Origin of the sequence: Rhizobium sp. SG741, assembly GCF_012275435.1 — a bacterium.
GTDB classification, from domain to species: Bacteria; Pseudomonadota; Alphaproteobacteria; order Rhizobiales; family Rhizobiaceae; genus Rhizobium; species Rhizobium lusitanum.
Window position 1 is genome coordinate 256,750 of sequence record NZ_JAAZQP010000001.1, and the last position, 23,888, is coordinate 280,637.

Below are 23,888 nucleotides of genomic sequence, written 5' to 3' on the forward strand. Positions count from 1 at the left end.
AGCCAGTGGAGGGTTTCGCCTCGCATTGCGGTCGCCGCTTGGGCGATCGCAACTGTCGAACAGCGGAATCGGATTTGAATTACAGTGCCGGACAGGGAACGGAACTTACCCTCAGGCACGGGAGCCATCGGCTCCACTTTTTTGAGTGAGGAAACGAAAGCATGGGCAAGGTAACAGGCTTCCTGGAAATCGACCGGCAGGTAGGCAAGTATCAGCCGGCGTCTGATCGCATCCGGCATTTCCGTGAATTCACGATCCCCATGTCGGACCCGGAAGTGCAGAAACAGGCGGCTCGCTGCATGGACTGTGGCATTCCCTATTGCCACGGCCCGACCGGCTGCCCGGTGCACAACCAGATCCCGGATTGGAATGACCTCGTCTACAACAACAATTGGGAAGAGGCGATCCGCAACCTGCATTCGACCAACAACTTCCCGGAATTCACCGGCCGCGTCTGCCCCGCCCCTTGCGAGGAAGCGTGCACGCTGAACCTGGAAGACGCGCCGGTTGCCATCAAGACCGTCGAACAGGCGATTGCCGACAAGGCCTATGAGCTCGGCTTCATCCGCCCGCAGCCGGCAACCGTGCATACCGGCAAGAAGGTCGCCGTCATCGGCTCCGGCCCTGCCGGCATGGCCGCCGCCCAGCAGCTCGGCCGCGCCGGCCACGACGTTCATCTCTATGAGCGCGAGTCGAAGCCCGGCGGTCTGCTGCGTTACGGCATCCCGGACTTCAAGATGGAGAAGAACTTCATCGATCGCCGCGTCGAGCAGATGAAGGGCGAGGGTGTCACTTTCCATTGCGGCGTCAATGTCGGCGTCGACGTCAAGGTCGAGCAGCTCCTGGCCGATCATGATGCCGTGCTCTATTGCGGCGGCTCGGAAACGCCGCGCGAGGCCGGCATTCCCGGCGTCGAGCTTGCCGGCGTGCATGACGCCATGCCCTACCTCGTGCAGCAGAACCGCCGCGTCGGCCGCGAAAACATCGACAGCGTCGGCTGGCCTGCCGATCCGATCCTTGCCGGCGGCAAGCATATCGTCGTCGTCGGCGGTGGTGATACCGCATCGGACTGCGTCGGCACTGCATTCCGCCAGGGTGCGGTCAAGGTTACCCAGCTCGACATTCGCCCGCAGCCGCCGGAAAAGGAAGACAAGCTCGCCGTCTGGCCCTTCTGGGCGACGAAGATGCGCACCTCCTCCTCGCAGGCCGAGGGTGCGGTTCGCGAATTCCAGGTCGCGACGCTGGAATTCGTTGGCGAAGACGGCGTGCTGACCGGCGTGAAGTGCTGCGAAGTGGATGAGCGCCGCAAGCCGATCGCCGGGACGGAATTCGTCATCCGTGCCGATCTTGCCTTCATCGCCATCGGTTTCCGTGGCCCGTTCACCGACGGCGTGCTCAAGGAGCTCGACGGCAAGCTGACGCTGAACACCGACAAGCGCGGTTCGACCAACGTCGTCGCCGACGACAAGGACTACAAGACCTCCGTCGACAAGTTCTGGACCGCCGGCGACGTTCGCCGCGGCCAGTCGCTGGTGGTCTGGGCGATCCGCGAAGGCCGCCAGGCGGCGCGCGCGATCGATGAGGCCTTGATGGGCTCGACGGTTCTGCCGCGGTAAGCCTCACCGATATTTTGGTGCGACTATCAGAAGGCCGGGTTCGCGATGAACCCGGCCTTCATTCTTATCGGCTTGCCGCAATGTTCCAATTGTAGATGCAGCGATCGAGCCCGATGGCGATCTCGAGTACTCTCACATCGTGGTCTATCGCAGGCCCCTTCCTGGCGTGGCTGCGATAGCGTTGGGGGAAATCCGTGCGCTTCGAGATCGAACAGACCTCCATCCATTTATCGTCATTGTCGACTTCGATATCCATCGTGACCTCGGAGTAGGCCGGCAGGCGATCCGAAGGAACGATTCTGGTCGGCAGATGGATGACCGATCCGATCATGCGGCGGACCGGCTCCAGGCAGGCTGCGTGGTAATCGTTGCCGCTGTCGGCAGTGAAGGCGCATTGGAATTCGAGTTGCCAGAATTCCTTGAGCCGCACATGCTTGGTCGGTTGATCCTGTTCCCGGCGGTAGGATTTTCCAGCCTGCCAGATGCATAATGGCAGGCGTGTTCTGGAGTGATTTCCAAGAAGATGCTGCATGTAGACATAGGTTGACGCGGTTGTCTCCGGCCGCAGCAACAGTTCGGTCTCAGTCTTTGAGACCCGTTCCTGCACCCATATGTCCTCCTGGGAATAGGCATCTGAAACGAGGCGGCGCGGCATAAGGGTCGGGGCTTCCACCCTTCGGACATCCCAGGCGGGGTTGACCGATCGCAGGAAGCTGCTGATTTCATCGGAAAAGAACCGGACCAGATCGTCGCGCAACCGGATATCCCGCTCTTCCCAATGAACGAGCGAATTTACGTTGTAGATATTGAGCACGTGCCATTCTCCATGGGCAACGTTGATGTTTTGGGCAAGGGCTTTACGTCCAGCAGCCGCCGGACAGACCAATGCCTCCGGCCGTCACGACTGGACGCGGAGACCTCGACCGGAGAAAGCGCGCAAAACCACAACCTGCAAGCAGGTGCTGTCTTGATCGATATGATCTGCGCGGTTGGTGCTCATGACGTTTTTTTAGGGGTGCGCTGCGATATTGTCAAACAGGCCCAGTCGTGGACGCACTTATACGGAAGGTTCTCACGGCGCGGCCGATCCCGGCAACCTGTAGTCATCCACGCGGCCTGCAGGCGCCGGCGCCATTTGGCCTTTGTCGACCAGGAGGTCCCGCGGCGATGGTGTCGTGGAAGCCGGTGCGGGCGTGCCGCCCAGGAGCTGCGCGCCGCCGTCAAGGTCTGGGTCGGAAAGGCTCATCGGCGGGATGCGGGTGATTTTCTCCATCTCCGTCGGAGGCAGGTTGGCCTGCTGCGCCGGCAACGGATTGCCGGTATCGAGGCGGGTGATATCGGGGCTTGCCTGATCGCCCAGCAGCCGGCGTGCCGATTTCTCGACATAGAAGGCGACCTTGCGCTTGCCTGCCGCGGTCAGGTTGACACCGTCAGCGGTTCTGAGGCGCACCTGCTGGCCGTTGATATCGGAGCCGGTGACGATGAACTCGCCGTTTTGGTCGGTAAAGCCGTCCCAGATGTCGATGAACTCTCCGCCGACGCTTGTCGTCTGGCTCTGATAGAGCTGGTTGAGCTTGACCGCGCTCGCCGTCAGCTGGTCCGAGCCGAAGGAGGGCAGACCGACCCAGAGCAGCGGAATGTGGCGGCTCGTCACCAGCTTGGCAAATTGCTGCACGCGCTCTTCATAGGCGAGGAACCACGGGTCCGTGCCGTATTTTTCGTTGAGACCGTCGCCGATGATCTGCTGGCGATCGTTGGCGCCGAGCATGACGATGACCATTGCGGGCTTCAGCTGGTCCATCATGCCTGTCAATTGCTGCGGCCAGTTGTAGTAGTCCTGCCGAACGAGACCCGAGGCGACATTGCCGCGCGTCTGGATGACGACACCGGGCGAGGCCGAAAAGGCATCTTCCAGTCCGGTTCCGAGACCGCTGGCGAAAAAGTCGCCGACGACGAGGATGGTTTTGGCATCGGGCAGCTTTTCCGCCGCCGGAGGTGTTTCCGGTTGGACCGCTACCGGCTGACGTGGCGGCGGCGTCGGCCGTTTGCGCGGCTGGATCTTTCGCCGCGGCGGCGGCTGATCGACGGACTGGTCGGTATAGTCGGGTTCGCGGGTGCCGAACAGCATGTCGAACAGGTTTCTGCGCGGCCGCTCCTGCGCTTCAGCCGCCGTCGGTAGGCAGCCGAGTGCGACGATGGCGGCAAGGAGCGCTGTCAGAATAAGCCTTGCGGTTGCCATGGTTGCGCGGGCAGGTCGTTTGATCATAGCTTCTTTTCCGCTCACGCCCCATGGTCGCATGAGGAAGTATCTTCCGTCCAGCGGTCCAAGATCGCGCTGATAGCGGCCGCCTATTTGCGCAGCGCGTTCAGCAGGTTCATGGACGGTTCGCCATCCGCATCCATGCCGATGCGCTGCTGAACCGCGGCGATGGCCGCCTTCGAGCCGGATCCGAAATTGCCGTCGACGACGCCGTCATAATAGCCGAGCTGCTTCAGCCGCGTCTGCAGCTCGAATTTTTGCTGCACGTTCAGCGCACCGCTCGGTCGCGGCCAGGATTGCTGCATGCCGCCATAGCCGGCGATCTGATCGGCAAGCAGGCCAACGGCTACTGCATAGCTGTCGGATGCGTTGTAGCGCTTGATGGTGAAGAAGTTGCCGGTCATCAGAAAGCCGGGGCCATCCGGCCCGCCGGGCATCTTCAGCTGCGCGCGGTCGGAGGTCTGACGGAAGCCCTTGCCATTGGGGCGGACGAAACCGAGAGCGGCCCATTGGGCGATCGTGTGGGTCTTGCCGGCCTGTGCGCCGCCGCCAGATGGCACGACCACCTCGTAGCCCCATGTGCGCCCGGTCTCCCAGCCGTTCTTGGCAAGCAGGTTGGCAGTCGTCGCCAGCGCATCCGGAATGGAATTCCAAATATCGGCATGGCCGCTGCCGTCGGCATCGACAGCATAGAGCAGGTAGCTGCTTGGGATGAACTGGGTATGGCCCATGGCGCCGGCCCAGGAGCCGTTCAGCTCCTTGCGCGACACGTCACCCTTCTGAAGGATCTTCAGCGCTGCGATGAGCTGTTTCTTGGCATAGTTGGCGCGCTTCGGATCGGCATAGGCAAGCGTCGCCAGCGCGCGGGGCACGTAGTGCAGCCGATCGTTCTTGGCGAGAACTGCGCCGTAGTTCGACTCCATCGACCAGATGGCGAGCATGATATTTCGATCCACGCCGAAGCGCTGCTCGAGCGAGCGGAGCGTGGACGCATATTTAACCGCCATCTTCCGGCCAATATCCACGGTATAGGGATTGACACGGGAGTCGAGGTAATCCCAGATTTGGGACTTGAATTCCGGTTGGTACTGCGCTTTTTCAAGGACCGTTGGGTCAGGGTCCGTCACGCCGGCGAATGCATCGCGATAGGTCGATGGTGTAATGCCGCTCTTTGCGGCGGTCGTGTAGAAGCCCGCGATCCATTTTTGGAACCCCGGGTCAGCATTGGCGTTAACGGGAGCAAGTCCCGCGAAGGCAGCGAACGCGAGCGCCAGAGCGAGACCACGAAGGGAGTTTTTGCGGTTTGGGGTCATCTACAGCCTTGTCCATCGATCGTTGGATTTCGGTGCGGCGAAGCTCTTAGCGTTCATCCAAGCGTGACACTAGAAGAACGAAGTCAACAAATTCTTTACCATGGAAGCCGGGGTCAGTCATTATTTGCAAAACAGTAGCAAATTTATTCTACTGACCCTGAGAATGGCTTGGCGCCAGGCTAGTGAATGCCCAGGAGGTATGAGTGGGACAGCATAAAAAAGTTCGTAAGGCAGTATTTCCGGTGGCCGGACTGGGGACGCGGTTCTTGCCGGCGACCAAGGCGGTGCCGAAGGAAATGCTCACCGTCGTCGACAAGCCGGTGATCCAGTACGTCGTCGATGAGGCGATGGAAGCCGGGATCGAGCATTTCGTGTTCGTCACCGGCCGCAGCAAGCACGTGATCGAGGACTACTTCGACATTCAGTTCGAGCTTGAGCATACGCTGCGCCAACGCAACAAGAATGCAGAGCTGTCGTTGCTGAACGGCCTGCTGCCGAAAGCCGGCACGGCCAGCTTCACGCGTCAGCAGGAGCCGCTCGGCCTCGGCCATGCCGTGTGGTGCGCCCGCGAGATCGTCGGCGACGAGCCGTTCGCGCTGCTGCTGCCCGACATGGTCATGCGGGCCGAAAAGGGCTGCATGAAGGGCATGATCGAGCTTTATGAGACCAGCGGCGGCAATGTCATCGCCGTTGAAGAGTGCGCTCCGGATCTGACCCACAAGTATGGCATCGTCGGTGTCGGCGAAACGATCGGCAACGGCTTCCGCATCACCGAAATGGTGGAAAAGCCGGCCAAGGGCACGGCCCCGTCCAACTTCTTCATCAACGGCCGTTACATCCTGCAGCCGGAAATCTTCCGTATCCTGGAAAGCCAGGAGCGTGGCGCCGGCAATGAAATCCAGTTGACCGACGGTATGCTGAAGCTGGCACAGCAGCAGGATTTCGCCGGTTATCACTTTCAGGGCCAGACGTTCGACTGTGGTGCAAAGGATGGCTTCATCCTCGCCAACGTCGCTTTTGCGCTCGCGCGCGCAGATATCCGCCCGACCATCGAGGATGAGCTGAAGGCGCTGATTACGGCCCTGAAATAAGTTCTCAAAATCGTTGAGAACAAAGAGCTGAGGCTCGGCATGTGCCGGGCCTCATTTCGTTTCGGATGACAAGATGGGAGTGAACGCAAGACACGCTGCGACGAACGGTTCAGGTGGTGATCAGCGCTTCACTGTCAATCCCACACCTGCCTGTAGCTGGCGGGTGTCGTCGCCGGTCTTTCGCGAGGTTAGCTGATAGCCGACATTGCTGGTCAGATCGAGGTAACGGTTGATCCCCCAGGTGAGGCCAAATGCGGCGTCGTATTCGGTCTCGTCGGCAAAGGAGCTGATGGAAGGATAGTCGCGCCAGATCGTTCCGCCCGTCAGCTTTGCAGTGAGATCGTCGCGCAGCTGGTGGCTCAGGGTGCTGGTGATCTGATAGGCGGTGTAGCCGCTTTCGCCGGCTGTGGTGGAGGGCTGGACCGTGGTCGAAAGACCGATGCTGACATCGGTGCCGCGCTGCGGCGACCAGGCGAAATTACCGTCGATTGTCGGCGAATCGATCGAGGCGAGGCGCGAATCGTCGAACTGCGTGTGCTGGTAGCCGAAACCGAGCTCGCCCTTCATCTTATCGCCGAGGTCGAGCTCGACACCGGCCTTGCCGCCGTAACTCTGGTTCGAGCGGGCATATCCGCTGCTGTCGCGCGTCTGGTCGTAGACCGCGCGGCCGAGATCGGCTTCGACGAAGGGGATGATGGCCGGCGACAGCTCGTAGCCGATGCGTCCGCGCCATGTGCCGGCGGTCTGGTCGCGGTCGCTGAGCGTAACCTGGGTTCCATCCGAGAGCACGGCATCGGAATAGGCGGTGCGGGTCAGCTCCACGGCAGTCGTGCCGCGCAGCAGGCCGAAGTCGCGCTCCAGCGACAGCCCCGTGGTGAACTGGTTGACGGCCGACTGTTTCGTGGCGCCGGCAATGGCGTTCGGATCGCTGGTGTCCTCACGGGAGAACTGGTAGCCGGCGGTGATGTGGGCGGTGGTATCGGCGGGAAGATCGAGGCGCAGGTCGGCATTGAGGCTGACCGTCGGCTTTTCCTCGCCGGTGCCGCTGATGTTTCTCTGCCAAACGCCTTCGCCTGTTATGGTCAGCGCATGCCGGTCCCAATCCGATGTCAGCGTGCTGCGCAGGTCCGTTTGCAGGAAGGTGCGGTCGTCCTTGGTGGAGCCGGTGCGGTCTTGCTCGATATTGATCGACTGGTTGACGGAGGGGCGCAGGGTGAATGTGCCGAGCGGTATGCCCTGTGCATCCTCGCGATCCGGATGCTGGCGTGCCTTCAGCCCGTCGACGCTGGTCTCGGGCAGGTTGACGCGACGCAGATCGGTGTCGAGCGTGGAACCTGTGGTGGTCGGATCGACGCTGTCGAGGCGAAGGCGCATATTGGGCGGCGCATCCGCAGCAGTGGGTGCCTGATTCGTCGATGACGTCGGTTGCGTATTGCTCGAGGACGCGGCCGTCGGGTCGGTCGGTGACGCGAATGTCGCGTCCGTGCCCGGTGATATCGTCTGGGTGTCGTCCGGATTTTGGCCTGGGGACAGCGATTGCGCGTCGGCCGACATCGGCGCGACGAATGCGACGCTCCAGCCGAGCATGGCGGATGTCGCCCATGCCGTCAGCCGGAGGGTGCCGTTACCCGCCTTGTTCTTGCCGATGCCCATTTTGCCTATATCTGACCTTACTGGAAATGCCTTAAATCCTTACCCAAGTGTAAAGCTGCGTGGTTAACGCTTGGTTGCCAAAGGGCCGTGGAGAGCATTCCGCCAGTAATATTGTTGAGGCCGCCCGGCCTGCCGGTCGCGGTGGCAAAAGTCGATCTTCAGTGGACAGATTTGCAGAAAAGCGTTAGGCCTCCCTCATGAATAAGAGAGCTGTAAGACTCATCGAGAACGGTGCGATCGAATCCGCGATGCGAACGATCGAGACCGAGAGACGGGGCCTTGAGGCGTTGGAACGTGCACTCGCCGCTGGTTTGGCCGGTCCGTTCAGCCGCGCGGTGGAGATCATCGGCGATATCAGCGGCCGCGTCATCATCACCGGTGTCGGCAAGAGCGGCCATATCGGCAACAAGCTCGCCGCCAGCCTCGCTTCCACCGGAACTCCGGCCTTTTTCGTGCATCCTGTCGAGGCCAATCACGGCGATCTCGGCATGATCACGCATGATGACGTCATCGTCGCCATGTCCTGGGGCGGCGAGAGCGCCGAATTGCGCGGCATCATCGCCTATTCCCGGCGCTTTTCGATCCCGATGATTGCCATTACCGCGGGCGAGACCTCGACGTTGGCGCGCGAGTCGGACGTTGTTCTGTTGCTGCCGAAGGAGCAGGAAGCCTGCCCGCATGGGCTGGCGCCGACGACCTCGACGCTGCTGCAGCTCGCCATCGGCGATGCGCTGACCGTGGCGCTGCTGGAGGCGCGCGGCTTCACAGCCGAGGATTTCCGCACTTTCCATCCGGGCGGCAAGCTCGGTGCCAGCCTCTCGCATGTGGCCGATATCATGCACAAGGGCGACCGCGTGCCGCTGGTCAATCTCGGCACGGGCATGCCCGAGGCGGCAATGACCTTGTCGCAAATGCGGTTCGGCTGCGTTGGCGTCATCGATGAAAACGGCTGCCTCTGCGGCATTGTCACCGATGGCGATATCGCCCGCAATCTCGGCACCAGCCTTGCCGACATGCTCGTCGACGAGGTGATGACCCGCAATCCGAAGACGGTGAAGGAAACGACGCTGGCGACCAGCGCGATGGCCGTGCTCAATCGCCACAACATCTCGGCGCTGATCGTCATCGACGATGCGCGCCGCCCGGTCGGCATCGTCCATTTCCACGACCTGTTGCGGATCGGGGTTGCCTGATCAGACCGGTTCGACCGTAAGTTCGCGGCCATTGCTGGCGACGATAATGACACGTGTGCCAACCGGCAAATCAGGCCCCTTGACTGTCCAATAGGTGTCGTTGAGGCGGATGCGGCCACGGCCTTCGGCTATGGGCTCGCCGAGCGTTGCCGTGCGGCCGACAAGGCTTGCGCCGCGCTGGTTCAGGAAGGGCTCGTCCGTGACCTGGTTGTTGTTGTAGAAATAGCGGCGCCCGAGCAGGGCGACGATCACGGCAACGGCCGCAAAGACCAGCCACTGCAACTGCCAGACCCAGAAGGCGTCATCCCAGAACAGCAGCGACAGCGCCCCGACAATGATGCCCGCCAGACCAATCCAGACGAGGAAGAAGCCCGGCAATACCAACTCGGCGGCAAGCAGCACCAATCCCAGCAGCCACCAGCTCCAGGGGCCGAGCTCCACGACGAGATCGTCAAACATCTCAGCTCTCCCTGGGCGTCAGCGGATTGACCGAAGGCGTGGTACGAACGGCGCCTGACCGAGGCCGCGAAGGCTGCGGCGCACCATCGCCGTTGCCATTGTCGCCGAAGACTTCGCGGGCAATGGCGCCGATGCCGCCGAGCGAGCCGATGAGGGAGCTGGCCTCCATCGGCATCAACACGATCTTCGAATTGCTGGCCGAGCCGATTGCCGTCAAGGCTTCGGTGTATTTTTGTGCGACGAAGTAGTTGATGGCCTGCACATTGCCTTCGGCGATGGCTTCGGAAACCATGCGGGTCGCCTTGGCTTCCGCTTCCGCCAGGCGTTCGCGTGCCTCGGCATTGCGGAACGCCGCCTCGCGCTGGCCTTCCGCCTGCAGCACGGCCGACTGCTTTGCGCCCTCCGCCCGCAGGATCTGCGCGGCACGGAGCCCTTCCGCTTCGAGAATCTGGGCGCGCTTTTCACGCTCGGCCTTCATCTGTCGGCCCATGGCGTCAACCAGGTCCTTCGGCGGCTGGATGTCCTTGATTTCGACACGCGTCACCTTGATGCCCCAGGGCTCGACAGCCTCGTCGACCACGCGCAGCAACCGCTCGTTGATGGCGTCGCGGTTGGAAAGAAGCTCATCCAGGTCCATCGAACCCATGACCGAACGGATATTGGTCTTGGTGAGGTTGAGGATCGCGCTTTCGAGATTGGTGATCTGATAGGCGGCCTGCGCCGCGTTCAACACCTGGAAGAAGGCGACCGCATCGGCGGAGACGCTGGCGTTGTCCTTGGTGATGACCTCCTGAGTCGGCACGGCCAACACCTGCTCCATAACGTTCATCCGCACGCCGATCGTCTCGATGAAGGGCACGATCAGATTGAGGCCCGGCTCCAGTGTGCGGATGTAGCGGCCGAAGCGCTGGATTGTATAACGATAGCCCTGTGGCACCGTCTTGATCCCCGCAAACAGCACCAGGATGACCAAGACCACCAGGGCAACCACGAAGATGCTGAAACCACCGACTACCATTGAATTCCTCCATGGAGGCGCCCACGGTATGCGGGCCTCTCGCGTCACGTAAAGCGCTGCCGCATCGTTCTCCGTACGTTCGGTCGAAAACGCATGACGGCAACTCAATCAGATGTGGTGGGTTAGCATGTTCTCGACAAGGGAGGAATGGGTCGCCCAAGAACACGATCCGGTGTGCCTGAGATTGTTTTGGCCCGATCAATCAATCGCGATCCGGGTCTTGCTTCCGGCGGTTGATATTCATACTTTAATGGGGAAATCTCCGGCTCCGCTGCCACACAGCCTTTCGGGCCCAACCTTTGCGCATCATCAGGGTGAAGCTATGAATATGGATAGGACCTTACGGTCGGTCGTGGCCGTGCATGCCTCAATTCCGGAAGACGCTTTCACGGCGACGACGCTCGGCACCCGCAGGGAAGGCAACGGAGTCGTCATCCGGGGGAACGGGCTGGTGTTGACGATCGGCTACCTCATCACGGAGGCTGAGGAAGTCTGGCTGACGACGAATAGCGGTCGTGTGGTGCCGGCACACGCGCTTGCCTACGACCAGGAAACGGGATTTGGCCTGGTGCAGGCGCTCGGCCCGCTCGACGTGCCCGCGCTGGAATTCGGTGATGCCGAAAAGGCCGAGATCGGCGATCCGGTGGTGATCGCAGACGGCGTCGGCCAGTTCGTCGAGGCGAAGATTGTCGCCAAACAGGAGTTCGCGGGTTACTGGGAGTATCTGCTCGACGAGGCAATCTTCATTGCGCCGGCGCATCCGTCATGGGGCGGCGCCGCGCTGGTGGACGAGGAGGGCAAGCTTCTGGGTGTCGGTTCACTGCATCTGCAGATGGCGACCCAGAATGGCGAAGGCGCCGATATCAACATGGTCGTGCCGATCAACCTGCTGCTGCCCATTCTGGACGATCTGATCAAGCGAGGGCACGTCAACAAACCGCCGAGGCCCTGGCTTGGCGCGTTCTCGGCCGAAAGCAATGGCGAGGTCGTTGTCATGAGCGTGACCGAAGGCGGTCCTGCGGCCAAGGCGGGATTGCGCCGCGGCGACGTCATCTCGGAGATCCGCGACGCGGAAGTGGATGGGCTGGCCGATTTCTATCGGAAGATATGGGAGAGTGGGCCTGCCGGCGCCGAGATCCCGATGCGGGTGCTGCGCAATGGCCGGGAGGCCTGGTTGCGCATCAAATCCGCCGACCGCGGCAGCTTTCTCAAGAAACCGCAGCTGCAGTAGAGGTCATCGCCGGGATTCCCCTGGCGATCGGTCAGACCCAGCCGAGCAGTTCCCGCCGCACAACCTTCTCCAGCACCTTCATGCCGTCCTCGCTGTCGTTGAGGCAGGGGATGTGCGTGAACTTATCGCCGCCATTGTGATGGAAGGATTCGGCGGCCTGTTCGGCGATCTCTTCCAATGTCTCCAGGCAGTCCGAAACAAAACCGGGATTGAGCACGGCGATGCGCTTGGTGCCGTCCTTGGCAAGCTGTTCCACCGTCTTGTCGGTATAGGGCTGCAGCCATTCCTCCGGACCGAAGCGGGATTGGAAGGTGACCATGAACTGATTCTCGGTAAGCCCGAGTTTCTCGCGCAGCAGGCGACCTGTTTTCTGACAGAAGCAATAATAGGGATCGCCCAGTTTGAAGTAGGACATGGGTATGCCGTGGAAAGATGCGAGGATCTTCTCGGGCTGCCAATCCAGCGTTGAAAGATGCCGGGTCACGGAATTGGCGAGCGCTTCGATGTAGGTGTCGTCGTCGTGGTATTGCGGCACGGTGCGGAGTGCCGGCTGCCAGCGCATCTTCGCTAGCTTCTCGAACGCCTTGTCATTGACGGTTGCCGTCGTTGCGGCGGCGTATTGTGGATAGAGCGGAAAGAGTACGATGCGCTCGCAGCCGCGATCCTTGAGCGCCTGGATGCGGTCGCCGATCGAGGGTTGGCCGTAGCGCATGGCCCAGTCGACGGTCACATTGGGTAGATCCTGTAGGCGTTCGGCCATCTGATCCGATTGATTGCGCGTATAGGTACGAAGGAAGCTCTCATCTCTTTCCTTGTTCCAGATCGTCTCGTAGGCCTTGCCGACCTTCTGCGGTCGGGTGTTGAGGACGATGCCGAACAGGATCGGATACCATTTCCAGCGGGACCATTCGATGACCCGACGATCCGTCAGGAACTCGCGCAGGTAGCGACGCATCGAGGCGTAGTCCGTGCCGTCGGGTGTTCCGAGGTTGACAAGCAGCACGCCGACCTTGCCGAATTTCACGCTGGGGTGATCGGGCGGAAAGGTGGTCAGGTCTGCTGTCATCGATTGAATTCCTTTTAACGAAACGAAGTCCTTCACATAGGAACAAAAGCCGGCCCGGAAAAGCCCGGACCGGCTCTCTCACGCGAGACAAATCGTCTTACTTGGCTGGAACTCTCAACTTTTCGCCGACCGGGAGATGGTGCGGCTTGAGATTGCGGTTGGCGGCCAGAAGCTTGTGCCATTGCTTGGCGCTTCCGTAATAGGTCTTGGCGAGATCCCAGAGCGTATCGCCGGCGACGATGACGTGGATTGCCGGTGTCTTCGGCTTTTCGCTGGCCTCGGCTGCCGGCGCGGCTGTCGCCGGCGCGGGGGTTGCAGGAGCCGTCGTCACCGGTGCTGACGTTGCCGGGGCTTCCGTCGCAGGTGCCGATGCAGCAGGCGTCGAGGTTGCCGGAGCGGATGGGGTGTCCGCAGGCTTTGCCGGCGTGGTGGCGGCGGGCGCTGTCGCCGAGGGTGTCGAGGAGGCCGGCGGCGTAGCGCTGGGTGCTGCCGCGCTGCTAGCGGCGGGTGTCGGAGCGGGCTTTTGGTCCGGCGCAGCCTGCTGCGGGGTTTCGGCCGGCTTGGCCGCTTCGGGCTGGGCGGCAGCCGGTGCTGCGGCGATCTGGGTTATGCGGCCGTCCGTGTAGGGCCTGTAAGGGTTGTGTGCGGCAAGATAGTCGGCAACCACCGATTCCAGGTTGGGACCGAAGTCATAGGCATTCTTGCTGTCCTTCGCGAAGACCGTGTAGCCGTCGCCGCCGGCGCGCATGTAATTGTTGCTGACGACGCCGTAGGTCTTTTCGGGATCGAGCGGCTTGAATTCAGTACCTTCCTGCACCTCTACGGAGACCAACCGGCTGCCCGGCGGCTTCGACTTGTCGAAGCTGTATTTGAGGCCTGCTACCTGTGGGAAACGGCCGGCGCCGTCGTCGATCTGGCTGAGGCCGTTTTCCAATGCGGCCTTTACGTTCGCGCCGGTGAGCTGGAAAGTCGCGACCGTGTTCTGGAAGGGCAATACGGTCAGCACGTCACCCATGCTGACATCGCCGCCGCCGATCGAGGCACGCAAGCCGCCGCCGTTCTGGATGGCGATGCTGATGCCCTGGCCCTTGGTACGGTCGAGCATGGCGTCGGCGACAAGATTGCCCATCGAGCATTCCTGAACGCGGCAGATTTCCCGAGCGCCTTCGATCGGGCCTTGCGAGCTGCCGATGATCTTCTTGCGCAGCTCTTCGATCGGCTTCGCCATTTCCAGCACGCGAGCGGCAATCGCCGGATCGGGCTTGATGGAGGAGTCGAGCAGGATCGGATCGCCGTTGGCGCCCTTGACGGCGCCGTTGTCATCGAAGGTGACGACGAGATCGCCGAGATACTTGCTGTAGGACGCCGCCTGAACGACCGGCACCTTATAGCCTGCCGGATTGTCGACCATGGTCGGATATGGCCCGGCTGCCTTCGGATCCGTGTTCGACAGCAGCGTATGCGAGTGGCCGCCGACGACGACGCTGACGCCGGCGATCTTGCCGATCTTTTCGACGTCACGGGGATAGCCGACATGCGTGAGCGCGATGATCTTGTTGACGCCCTGAGACTTCAGCGCGTCCACTTCGGCGCTGATGGCGGCGGCATCGTCGGTGATCTTCACATGCGGACCGGGCGAGGCGAGTTCGGGCGTTTCGGTCGTGACTGCGCCGACGATGCCGATCTTCTGGCCGCCGATAGTGAGCACGATCGATTTCTTGATACGGTTGCCGAGCTTCGACTGATCGTCAATTACCAGATTGGCAGTCACGACGGGGAATTGCGCCTTGTCGAGGAAGGCGGCGAGCGGCCCCTCGCCATCATCGAACTCATGATTGCCGACGGTCATGGCGTCGATCTTCATATCGTTGAGGAATTCGACTTCGGCTGCACCTTTGTAGGTCGTATAGAACAAGGAGCCCTGGAAATTGTCGCCGGCATCGAGCACCACGACATTCTGGCCGGCAAGTGCTGCGCGGCGCTGGTCGATGGCTGTCTTCAGCCGCGCTGCCCCGCCGAAGCACTCGTTCTTGGCCTCCTCGGCCGCGGAGCATGTCGCATCGAACTTGTTGATCGACTCCACGCGCGAATGGAAATCGTTGAAGTGCAGGATGTTGAGCTGATAGTCCGCGAAGGCTGTGCTGGTGCTGAGCGCCAATGCCGCGGCGGCCAAAAGACCCACTCCGAAGGGCTGCTTCATCTGTCTCTCCTGTTCGTCCTTACAATCCGGCCCGCCTATGCCCCAAGGCGGTCCCCCACGTCGATGTTTTCATCATGGCGGAGCGAGCGCAAGCGAAAGCTGTGGGCTTCATTAGGATTTTACAAAGCAACGAAATGAGCCGTCAGATCAAGAGCATGCTTCGATAGAGGCATCTCCGTAAGATTCCAGCAATGCCGTGGCGGCATTCCAGCCGACAGCGCAAAAGACAAGCAGGCAGCAGAGCGCCGCAGCGAGATGAAAACGCCGACGCCTGACCCGATAAAGCTGGATCGCGCCGGCACCATAGATCAGCAAGACGGGCAGCGCGAAGATGAGGACGCTCATCGGCCCGTCACAGTCGAGCGCCTCGTTACCTTGAGCCCGGTAGCTGTTGATGGGGAGAATCGCGGCCAGGACGGCGAAAGGCAATGCTGCGATGAGGGCCAGATAGAGCACCATCATACGGCGCATGACGTCTTATCCGTCCGCCGGGCCTGTTCAGCCCTGGCGGTTGAGGGAGAAGTGTCCGCCGGTCTCGGAAGTGCAGTTAAGCTGACCGGGGTTGGCCATGAAGCAGTTCACCTTGGAGCTGGTGCGCTTGATGTTCGAATAGAGATTGATCTGGACGACGCCGGAAGCGTCGGTCGTGTAGGTTCCGGAGGCCATCTGCTGGTTTGTGCCGTCGGTCGTGTGCGTCTCGAAACGGCCGGCCGAAAATGTCGAACTCAGACCGTTCGAATCCGCCCAACTGCCTTCCACCGAGTTCGCCCGTGGCTGCGCGCCGGGGTTCATCGCCATCGGCGGCGGCCTCGATCCGCCGAAATCGACGCAGGCGGACAAGGCTGCCGTAGCGGCTGCGAGGGAAAGCACGGTTCTGATCTTCATAAATATCTCCCGCGATGAAGGCGGTCTATTGTCGTATCGGTTGCGAGAAAGATGGCGCGGCTATTGGGTTAAAGCAAGGCTTGAGAACGCAACTGCTTGATTTATCCCGCTTGCGTAACAAAAATGCCCGCACGACCTGTGCGGGCATTCGAGCGTTGCGCCTTGCGAACGCTGTTTCCGTTAGCGAACCAGGATATTCCTGAACTGCCAGGGATCCTTGGTGTCGATGTCTTCCGGGAAGAGGCCCGGACGGCCGTCGAGCGGCGTCCAGTCGGTGTAGTGGCCTTCAACCGGACCGAGATAGGGCAGCTGCACTTCGAGGCAGCGCTTGTAGTCGATCTCGTCGGCTTCGACGATGCCGGCGGTCGGGTTTTCCAGCGCCCAGACCATGCCGGCGAGAACGGCGGAGGTTACCTGCAGGCCGGTCGCGTTCTGATAGGGAGCAATGCGGCGGGTCTCTTCGAGAGACAGGCGTGAACCGTACCAGTAGGCGTTCTTGTCGTGGCCATAGAGCAGGACGCCGAGTTCATCGACGCCGTCTTCCAGTTCGTCCTCGTCGAGAACGTGATGAACCGGCTGCGGCGTGCCGCCATTGCCGAACATTTCGTGCAGCGAAAGCACGGCGTCGTTGGCGGGATGGTAGGCATAGTGGCAGGTCGGGCGGAAGGTGACGTCGCCGTCCTTGTCGCGGACCGTGAAGAAGTCGGCGATCGAGATCGATTCGTTATGCGTCACTAGGAAGCCATATTGCGGACCTGGCGTCGGGCACCAGGTGCGAACGCGGGTGTTGGCGCCCGGCTGTTCCAGATAGATGGCGGCCTGGCAGCCCTTCTTGTGCTTCTTGGCGTTCTTCGGCATCCATTCTTCATGGGTGCCCCAGCCGAGCTCGGCCGGCTGCAGGCCTTCGGAAATGAAGCCTTCGACCGACCAGGTGTTCCAGAAGACGTTGAGCGGCTTCGGATGCTTGGTGCGCTGCGTGTCGCGCTCGGCGATATGGATGCCCTTGACGCCGACCTTCTTCATCAGCTTGGCCCAGCCTTCGCGGTCATGCTGGTCCGGCTCTTCGAACTTCAGGCCGATATCCTTGGCGAGATTGACGAGCGCCTGCTTGACGAACCAGGACACCATGCCCGGGTTTGCGCCGCAGGTGGAAACGGCCGTCGTGCCGCCCGGGTTCTTCGCCTTTTCCTTGCGCATGGTTTCGCGCAGGGCATAGTTGGTGCGGTCGGCATTCTTCAGGCTCTTGTCGAAATAGAAGCCGAGCCAGGGTTCGACGACGGTGTCGATGTAGAGCACGTCGAGCTTGCGGCACAGCTTGACCAGATCGAGCGAGCCGGTATCGACCGAGAGATTGACGCAGAAGCCCTGGCCGCCGCCTTCCGTCAGGAGCGGCTTCAGCAGTTCCTTGTAGTTTTCCTTGGTGACATGTTCCTTGATATGACGGACGCCGTGCTTTGCCAGGATTTCCATGTCGGCTGGTTCTTCACGCGGGTCGATGACGACCATCCGGCTCTTGTCGAATTTGAAATGGCGCTCGATCAGGGGCAGCGTGCCGCGGCCGATGGAGCCAAAGCCGATCATTACGATCGGACCGGTAATTTCGGCATATACCGGATAGTTCTGTTCCGTCATTCTTGTCTCCTTCGAAAGGCAGGACGCCGTTCGGTTCATGAAATTCATCAGAGTTTGCGCGAGAACGCGAGGTGAAGGGCTCTAATCATAATTTGATGTCACAATAAAGAGCTGTTCGGGGTTAGCCGGGCAAAGTCAAGATAAGGGCACCATACACGCCATATGCGACGAGTTTGTTGCCTTCGGTCGATCAGGCCTTCAGGGCCTCCAATCCGTCGACAACGATGGTGAGGGCGATTTCCTGGACCTCGTAGGATGCTATTCCGTGGATGGTGAAAGGGTCGGCGGCCACATAGGCTTCCAGTTCGACGCGATCGCCGCAGGCAAAAACGACGCCGCCGGTGCGCGGCACCTTGCGGCCGGACGCGAGGAACCAGCCCTTGGCATATCCCTCCTTCACCCAGGCCATGTGCGGCTCCATGTACTTGTCGGCTTCGTCGTTACCCTTGAGGTAGGTGAGCGAGAGAATGAACATGCATCAATTCCATATAAGTTGCGCGCGGATCAGGCCGCGCAGGGAGTTTCCGACATAAAGCGTGCGGTCTTGCAGGTCCTCGGGCCGGATGCGGCCGATACGGGCCTTGCGCTGGCAGATGAGCTCGGTGCGCAAAACGCCGGCAAGCAGGCCTGAGGAAATGGGCGGCGTGCGCAACGCGTCCGGGCCATCCTCGAGGAAGACGGAGGTGATGGTACCCTCGCAAACCTCGCCCTTCTCATTCAGCAGCAAGACCTCGTCGGCCTCGTCGGGCCCATATTCGGCGCGTGCGGCCTCATAGACGGAGCGGCGGGTGGTTTTGGCGCGCAGCAGCTTGTCGGTGGAATCGAGCCGCGTTACGGCGATGCGGACGCGCCAGATCGTCTCGGGAGGCAACGACGCGAAGGCGGCTGTCGTTACCGCCGCCTGCCCCTCGCGATCCAGCGTCAGTCGCACCCGCAAGGGCGCGGATGCACCGGCAACGGCATCTTCGAGTTTGCTGAGTACGCTCTTGGGAGCGGAAAAGCCGAGACGGCGCGCGGAGCGTTGCAGCCGGGCGAGGTGCAGACGCAGGCGGATGAAACCGGCATCCGGTTCGTAACGCAGCGTCTCGATCAGGGAAAAGTCCTCTAGCGGTCGATCCATCGGTCCCCCACGGCGAAACGCGCCTTCAGGAGGCATTCTTCATATTCCGCTTCCGCTGTCGAATCGAAGACGATACCTCCGCCGACATTGAACACCGCCCGGCCGTCTTCGAAAAGCGTGATCGTGCGGATCGCCACCGAAAAGCGCATGGCGCCGGTCGGCGAGATCATGCCGATGGCGCCGCAATAGGCATCGCGCGGGCCGTCCTCGAGCTCATGCAGGATTTCCATCGCCCGCATTTTCGGCGCGCCGGTGATCGAACCGCAGGGGAAGAGTGCGGTCAGAATGTCGCGGATTGACATGCCGGGGAGCAGCTTGGCCTGCACGTGGCTGACCATCTGGTGCACGGTCGGATAGGTCTCGATTTCGAAGAGCCTGGGCACATCGAGCGTGCCGACTTCGGTGATGCGAGAGATATCGTTGCGCAGCAGATCGACGATCATGCGGTTTTCGGCCTGCGTCTTCTCGTCGGCAAGCATGGCGCTGATGATCTCGGCATCTTCTGCCGCGTTGGCGCCGCGTTTCGCGGTGCCCTTCATCGGATGCGTCTCGATCCAGCCCTCTTCGTCGGTCCGGAAGAAAAGCTCCGGGGAGCGCGACAGGATGATCGGTCCGCCGAGATCGACGAGCGCGCCATATTTCACCGGCTGTCGTTCGATCAGCGACCAGAAGGCGGCCCTGGCGTCGCCGTTCCAGCGGGCATGGATCGGCATGGTCAGGTTCGCCTGATAGCAGTCGCCCAGGCGGATATGCCGGTGCAGCCTGTCGAATCTCTCTTTATATATAGGGAAATCCCAGGCGGCCTTCGGATCGGTCAAAAACTCCTGGTTTTCCAGGCGCTGCATCGGCTGGCCGAGAGGATGGTCGCCGGCTGCGGGAGCCTCGAAGACGCCGAAGCAGAGCAGCGGCGTTTCCCGGTTGTCTTCGGCAAAAGGCGCCAGCTTTTCCTCGAAAAGATGGCCGGCTTCATAGGCGATATATCCTGCCAGCCATTTTCCCTGTTGCCTGACCCTTTCCATCCGATCGAGCGCGCGGAAGAATTCCGCGCGCGTCCGGGCCGTGATGATCTCGGCCGGTTCGGCAAAGACCATCACCTGTCCTGTGCTGTCGTCCCTGAAGAGGACGTAGGGTCGGGCATCGGCCATTGGGCGGGTTTCTATCGGGCTCTCGTTATGTCGATTGTCAGGCTGGGTTGTGCGTGCCGCAACCAGGCGCCCGGCCCCTCACCCTAGCCCTCTCCCCGCAAGCGGGGAGAGGGAACCGATCCGGCATTTGCCGCACCATTCGTGCCCAAATGATGCGAAGGCTGCTGCCGCAGCTCCCTCTCCCCGTATCGGCGGGGAGAGGGTCGGGGTGAGGGGCCATGCGCGAGGATACGGCGATGGCAGACCTGCCTGGCCTGCTCCTGCGAGCAGGCGAAGTTTCAGTTCTTATCTAGCGCTTCCAGCTCGTCGATCAGCCCTTCGATCATCGACAGTCCCTTGCTCCAGAACGACGGATCGGTGGCGTCGAGGCCGAAAGGCTTCAAGAGTTCGGAATGATGCTTGGTGCCGCCGGCCTTCAGCAACTCGAAATACTTCTCCTGGAAGCCCTTTTCGGCATTGCTATAGACGGCGTAGAGCGAGTTCACCAGGCAATCGCCGAAGGCATAGGCATAGACATAGAAGGGCGAATGAATGAAGTGGGGGATATAGGCCCAGTAGGTCTCGTAGCCCTCGGATATCCTGATCGCCGGACCTAAGCTTTCCGACTGGATGGAGAGCCACAGCTCGCCGATGTCCTCGGCGGTCAGCTCGCCATTCTTGCGGGCGGTATGCACCTTGCGCTCGAATTCGTAGAAGGCGATCTGGCGCACGACCGTATTGATCATGTCCTCGACCTTCTGGGCGAGCATCGCCTTGCGCTCGCGCTTGTCTGTGGTCTTGTCGAGCAGGGCGCGGAAGGTCAGCATCTCGCCGAAGACGGAGGCGGTTTCCGCCAGCGTCAGCGGCGTCTGGCACATCAACGCGCCCTGGCCGCCCGCCAGCACCTGATGCACGCCGTGGCCGAGCTCATGCGCCAGCGTCATGACATCGCGCGGCTTGCCCATATAGTTGACGAGCACGTAGGGGTGCGCCGACGGCACGGTTGGATGGGCGAAGGCGCCGGGCGCCTTGCCTGGGCGTACCGGCGCATCGATCCATTCCTCATCGAAGAAGCGCTTGGCGATAGCGGCCATTTCGGGGGCGAATTTGCCGTAGGCGGAAAGAACGGTCTCCTTCGCCTCACTCCAGGGGATCAGAGCGTTGGGCGTTTCCGGCAGCGGCGCGTTGCGGTCCCAGAAGTTCATCTGCTCCATGCCGAGCCATTTGGCTTTCATCTTGTAATAGCGGTGGGAGAGGCGCGGATAAGCCTCGTGCACTGCCGCCGCCAGCGCATCCACCACTTCGCGTTCGACGCGGTTGGCCAGATGCCTGCTGTCGGCAATATCCTCGAAGCCGCGCCAGCGGTCGGAAATTTCCTTGTCCTTGGCGAGCGTGTTGGTGATCAGCGTGAAGGTGCGCAGGTTGGCCTTGAAGGTCTCGGCAAGCGCCATGGCCGCCTTGCGGCGCGCTTCCGGATCCTGCTCCTGCAGCATGTTCAGCGCGACTTCGAGCGGTTGCTTCTCGCCGTCGATCTCGAAGCGCAGCTCCGCCATCGTCTCGTCGAACAGCCGGTTGAAGGCAGCGGCGCTGGTCATGGACTTCTCCAGGAACAGCTGCTCCAGCCTGTCTTCGAGCTGATGAGGCTTGTCCTTGCGCAGGTCGACGATCCAGGGGCGATAGTGGCCGGCGGCTGGGTCGTTCGCCATGCAGGCGTCCATCGCGGCATCATCGATGCGGTTAAGTTCCAGCGGGAAGAACAGGAGATGGGCGGCGTAGTCCGTCAGCCGCGTCTGCACATCGCCATAGAGCTTGCCGTTGGCGGGATCGCTGGTGTTGGAGAAATAGGTAAGGCCGGCAAATGAGCCGAGCCGGCCCATGATATCATCAAGCGCTTCATATTCCTTCAGAGCAGCTCCGATGCCGGCATCGCCGGTCTTGCTGGCGGCATCCGTAAGCTTGCCCTTCCATTTCTCTTCGAAGGCGACCGCCATCTTGCCGGCCTTTTCCATGTCGCCGGTGAAGGCGGTCGACGTGGCGGAAGGGTAGAGATCGCTGAGCTTCCAGGCGGGCAGGTCTCCTAGCGCGCTGCCGGCGGCGGCCTGGCTCGCGGAAAAATTAAGGGATTGATGGCGCGAGGTCGGGCTCATGGGCGATATTTCCTCTGCATTTTATTGCGGAACATCCGGTTCGTTCGTGTCTATTCGGCTGGAAAGCACGCTGCAAGCCTGATTTCCCCGCACTGACGGTTGAACCATAGGCGATAGTACATTCGTCATAATGATTAAAATGCGATGGTTTGGCAAAACTTCATGTTCAAGCCTTTCTGCGAATGTTCGCGTCAGGTTTCGCATGAAGTGAGGCACCAATGACCGTTTATAATAGCGCCAAGGGGGGCGCGCAGGTTCTCGTTGTTGAGGATGATCCGATTCAACGTCGTCTGCTGAAGAATGCCATCGAGCGACACGGACACGTTGCTCATCTGGCTGAGAATGGCCGCCTTGGCCTCGAGGTTCTGAAGCGCAATAGCGATCAGATCAATGTGATCGTGCTCGATCTCATGATGCCCGAAATGAACGGCATCGAGTTTCTGGGCGCGCTGAACGACATGGGTATCGACCTGCCCGTCATCGTGCAGACGGGACAGGGCGGTATCGACACCGTGGTGCAGGCCATGCGGGCCGGCGCTTTCGATTTCGTCGTAAAGCCCGTGTCTCCCGAGCGCATCTCGGCTTCGATCGTCAATGCACTGAAGCTCGATCAGCGCGAGGCGAAGGCCCGCGCCGGGCGCAGGTCCCGCTCGAGCGCGATCACGTTCGACGACATCGTCTCGGCAAGTCCTGCGATGATGCGGGTGATCGATCTTGCGCATCGTGCATCGCAATCGAACATTCCAGTCGTGCTGGAAGGCGAGTCCGGGGTTGGCAAGGAGCTCGTGGCGCGTGCAATCCAGGCCGCCAGCGATCGTGCCGGCAAGCCGTTCATAACGGTCAATTGCGGTGCCATCCCGCACAATCTGGTCGAGAGCATCCTTTTCGGGCATGAAAAGGGCGCGTTCACGGGTGCGGCCGAGCGCCATGTCGGCAAGTTCATGGAAGCGGACGGCGGCACACTGTTCCTCGACGAGATCGGCGACCTGCCGCTGGAAGTCCAGGTCAAGCTGCTGCGCGCCGTGCAGCAGGGGGAAATCGAGACGGTCGGCGCGCGCGTCGCGCAGAAAGTCAATGTCCGGTTGATCTCCGCTACCAACAAGGATCTGATCGAAGAGGTCAAGGCCGGGCGCTTCCGCGAGGATCTCTATTATCGCCTCAACGTCTTCCCGATCACCATGCCGGCCCTGCGTCGTCGCAAGGAGGATATTCCGCATCTCGCGCGCGCATTCGCCGATCGCTTTGCGCTCGAACAGAAGCTCGACTATCCGCTTTCGATCAGCAACAGCGCGCTCGCTCTGCTGACGGCCTATGACTGGCCGGGCAACATCCGCCAGCTCGAAAACGCCGTCTTCCGCGCCGTCGTCCTGGCCGAAGGATCGGAGCTGCAGGACACGGACTTCCCGCAGATCGCCGCTCAACTGCCCGGTTATTTTGCCGCCGAGCATCCAACCTTAGTTGTGGATAATTCGCAGATGGAGGCCGTTGGCGAGAGAGGCGAGCGCGGCGTGCGCGCCTTTTCACCGGCTACAACTGCAACCTTACCGCTTCCTGCGGTCGATGAGTCCGCCACTGCTTCAGACAACGTCATCGTCAGTACCAACATATCCGGAGACGTCAGAAAACTGGCAGATGTCGAAGAGGAGCTGATCCGATTTGCCCTCAAATTCTATCGGGGCCAGATGAGTCAGGTAGCAAGAAAACTCGGAATCGGGCGCTCAACTCTCTACCGGAAGTTGAAGGATTACGGGATCGATCCTGATGATCCGCAAAAAAACGCTGCATGAGCACTGACTTAACATTTAGGCAAGCATATTTTGTTACCCGTCGTAAAGCACTTGTTAGTGCATCGTTCACCATGTATGAAGAGGGCGACCATG

20 protein-coding genes are annotated in these 23,888 nt (G+C 61.2%); 5 read left to right on the plus strand and 15 right to left on the minus strand.

What is annotated here, in order from left to right; all coding sequences use genetic code 11:
- Window positions 1–161 precede the first annotated feature (161 nt).
- Window positions 162–1,616, plus strand: a complete 1,455-nt coding sequence (locus FHT29_RS01290; RefSeq protein WP_037196383.1) for a glutamate synthase subunit beta — start codon at window positions 162–164, stop codon at window positions 1,614–1,616.
- Between the two features lie 64 nt (window positions 1,617–1,680).
- Here FHT29_RS01290 and FHT29_RS01295 read toward each other — a convergent pair whose 3' ends face one another.
- The 3 genes from FHT29_RS01295 to FHT29_RS01305 form a co-directional block, all read right to left on the minus strand.
- Window positions 1,681–2,430 (minus strand): aminoacyl--tRNA ligase-related protein, encoded by a 750-nt coding sequence (locus FHT29_RS01295; RefSeq protein ID WP_037196384.1) that lies wholly within the window; start codon window positions 2,428–2,430, stop codon window positions 1,681–1,683.
- A 258-nt stretch (window positions 2,431–2,688) separates the two neighbouring features.
- Complete coding sequence (locus tag FHT29_RS01300) at window positions 2,689–3,882, minus strand: DUF459 domain-containing protein (protein WP_168599019.1); 1,194 nt, start codon at window positions 3,880–3,882, stop codon at window positions 2,689–2,691.
- Between the two features lie 83 nt (window positions 3,883–3,965).
- Window positions 3,966–5,189 carry a lytic murein transglycosylase gene (locus tag FHT29_RS01305; RefSeq protein ID WP_047555333.1) on the minus strand — a complete coding sequence of 408 codons (1,224 nt, stop codon included), beginning with the start codon at window positions 5,187–5,189 and terminating at the stop codon, window positions 3,966–3,968.
- Between the two features lie 203 nt (window positions 5,190–5,392).
- On the opposite strand from FHT29_RS01305, the gene galU reads away from it, so the two are divergent.
- Window positions 5,393–6,280 carry a UTP--glucose-1-phosphate uridylyltransferase GalU gene (galU, locus tag FHT29_RS01310; protein WP_168599020.1) on the plus strand — a complete coding sequence of 296 codons (888 nt, stop codon included), beginning with the start codon at window positions 5,393–5,395 and terminating at the stop codon, window positions 6,278–6,280.
- A gap of 120 nt (window positions 6,281–6,400) precedes the next feature.
- Here galU and FHT29_RS01315 read toward each other — a convergent pair whose 3' ends face one another.
- Complete coding sequence (locus tag FHT29_RS01315; protein WP_168599021.1) at window positions 6,401–7,933, minus strand: outer membrane beta-barrel protein; 1,533 nt, start codon at window positions 7,931–7,933, stop codon at window positions 6,401–6,403.
- A 197-nt stretch (window positions 7,934–8,130) separates the two neighbouring features.
- Between FHT29_RS01315 and FHT29_RS01320 the strand changes: the two genes are divergently transcribed.
- Window positions 8,131–9,126 (plus strand): KpsF/GutQ family sugar-phosphate isomerase, encoded by a 996-nt coding sequence (locus FHT29_RS01320; RefSeq protein WP_037196391.1) that lies wholly within the window; start codon window positions 8,131–8,133, stop codon window positions 9,124–9,126.
- Here FHT29_RS01320 and FHT29_RS01325 read toward each other — a convergent pair whose 3' ends face one another.
- Window positions 9,127–9,585 carry an NfeD family protein gene (locus FHT29_RS01325; RefSeq protein ID WP_037196392.1) on the minus strand — a complete coding sequence of 153 codons (459 nt, stop codon included), beginning with the start codon at window positions 9,583–9,585 and terminating at the stop codon, window positions 9,127–9,129. It abuts the gene before it with no gap.
- A 1-nt stretch (window position 9,586) separates the two neighbouring features.
- Window positions 9,587–10,603 (minus strand): SPFH domain-containing protein, encoded by a 1,017-nt coding sequence (locus FHT29_RS01330; protein ID WP_037196393.1) that lies wholly within the window; start codon window positions 10,601–10,603, stop codon window positions 9,587–9,589.
- Window positions 10,604–10,925: 322 nt separating this feature from the next.
- Here FHT29_RS01330 and FHT29_RS01335 point away from each other — a divergent pair, with 322 nt between their 5' ends.
- Window positions 10,926–11,834 (plus strand): S1C family serine protease, encoded by a 909-nt coding sequence (locus FHT29_RS01335; RefSeq protein ID WP_047555444.1) that lies wholly within the window; start codon window positions 10,926–10,928, stop codon window positions 11,832–11,834.
- Between the two features lie 31 nt (window positions 11,835–11,865).
- On the opposite strand, the gene hemH is transcribed toward FHT29_RS01335, so the two are convergent.
- The 9 genes from hemH to FHT29_RS01380 form a co-directional block, all read right to left on the minus strand.
- The gene (gene hemH / locus FHT29_RS01340) at window positions 11,866–12,900 is read right to left on the minus strand and encodes a ferrochelatase (protein WP_047555335.1); all 1,035 of its coding nucleotides are present in this window, start codon (window positions 12,898–12,900) and stop codon (window positions 11,866–11,868) included.
- A gap of 97 nt (window positions 12,901–12,997) precedes the next feature.
- Window positions 12,998–15,100 carry a 5'-nucleotidase C-terminal domain-containing protein gene (locus FHT29_RS01345; RefSeq protein WP_168599022.1) on the minus strand — a complete coding sequence of 701 codons (2,103 nt, stop codon included), beginning with the start codon at window positions 15,098–15,100 and terminating at the stop codon, window positions 12,998–13,000.
- 147 nt (window positions 15,101–15,247) lie between these two features.
- Complete coding sequence (locus tag FHT29_RS01350; RefSeq protein ID WP_168599023.1) at window positions 15,248–15,571, minus strand: hypothetical protein; 324 nt, start codon at window positions 15,569–15,571, stop codon at window positions 15,248–15,250.
- 27 nt (window positions 15,572–15,598) lie between these two features.
- Entirely contained in the window at window positions 15,599–15,985 is a 387-nt protein-coding gene (locus FHT29_RS01355; protein ID WP_037196397.1) for a hypothetical protein, read from the minus strand.
- A 180-nt stretch (window positions 15,986–16,165) separates the two neighbouring features.
- Window positions 16,166–17,617: a homospermidine synthase gene (locus FHT29_RS01360; protein ID WP_168599024.1), complete on the minus strand. Its 1,452-nt coding sequence runs from the start codon at window positions 17,615–17,617 to the stop codon at window positions 16,166–16,168.
- Window positions 17,618–17,807: 190 nt separating this feature from the next.
- The gene (locus tag FHT29_RS01365) at window positions 17,808–18,092 is read right to left on the minus strand and encodes a YciI family protein (protein WP_168599025.1); all 285 of its coding nucleotides are present in this window, start codon (window positions 18,090–18,092) and stop codon (window positions 17,808–17,810) included.
- 3 nt (window positions 18,093–18,095) lie between these two features.
- A complete protein-coding gene (locus FHT29_RS01370) occupies window positions 18,096–18,737 on the minus strand; it encodes an aminotransferase class IV family protein (protein WP_168599026.1) in 642 nt (213 codons plus the stop codon).
- Window positions 18,722–19,882 (minus strand): aminodeoxychorismate synthase component I, encoded by a 1,161-nt coding sequence (locus FHT29_RS01375; RefSeq protein ID WP_047555338.1) that lies wholly within the window; start codon window positions 19,880–19,882, stop codon window positions 18,722–18,724. The genes FHT29_RS01370 and FHT29_RS01375 overlap by 16 nt, the downstream gene beginning before the upstream one ends.
- A gap of 278 nt (window positions 19,883–20,160) precedes the next feature.
- Entirely contained in the window at window positions 20,161–22,008 is a 1,848-nt protein-coding gene (locus tag FHT29_RS01380; RefSeq protein WP_168599027.1) for a M3 family oligoendopeptidase, read from the minus strand.
- Window positions 22,009–22,226: 218 nt separating this feature from the next.
- On the opposite strand from FHT29_RS01380, the gene FHT29_RS01385 reads away from it, so the two are divergent.
- Window positions 22,227–23,795, plus strand: coding sequence for a sigma-54 dependent transcriptional regulator (locus FHT29_RS01385; RefSeq protein ID WP_037196404.1), 1,569 nt, complete (start codon window positions 22,227–22,229; stop codon window positions 23,793–23,795).
- Window positions 23,796–23,888: the final 93 nt, after the last annotated feature.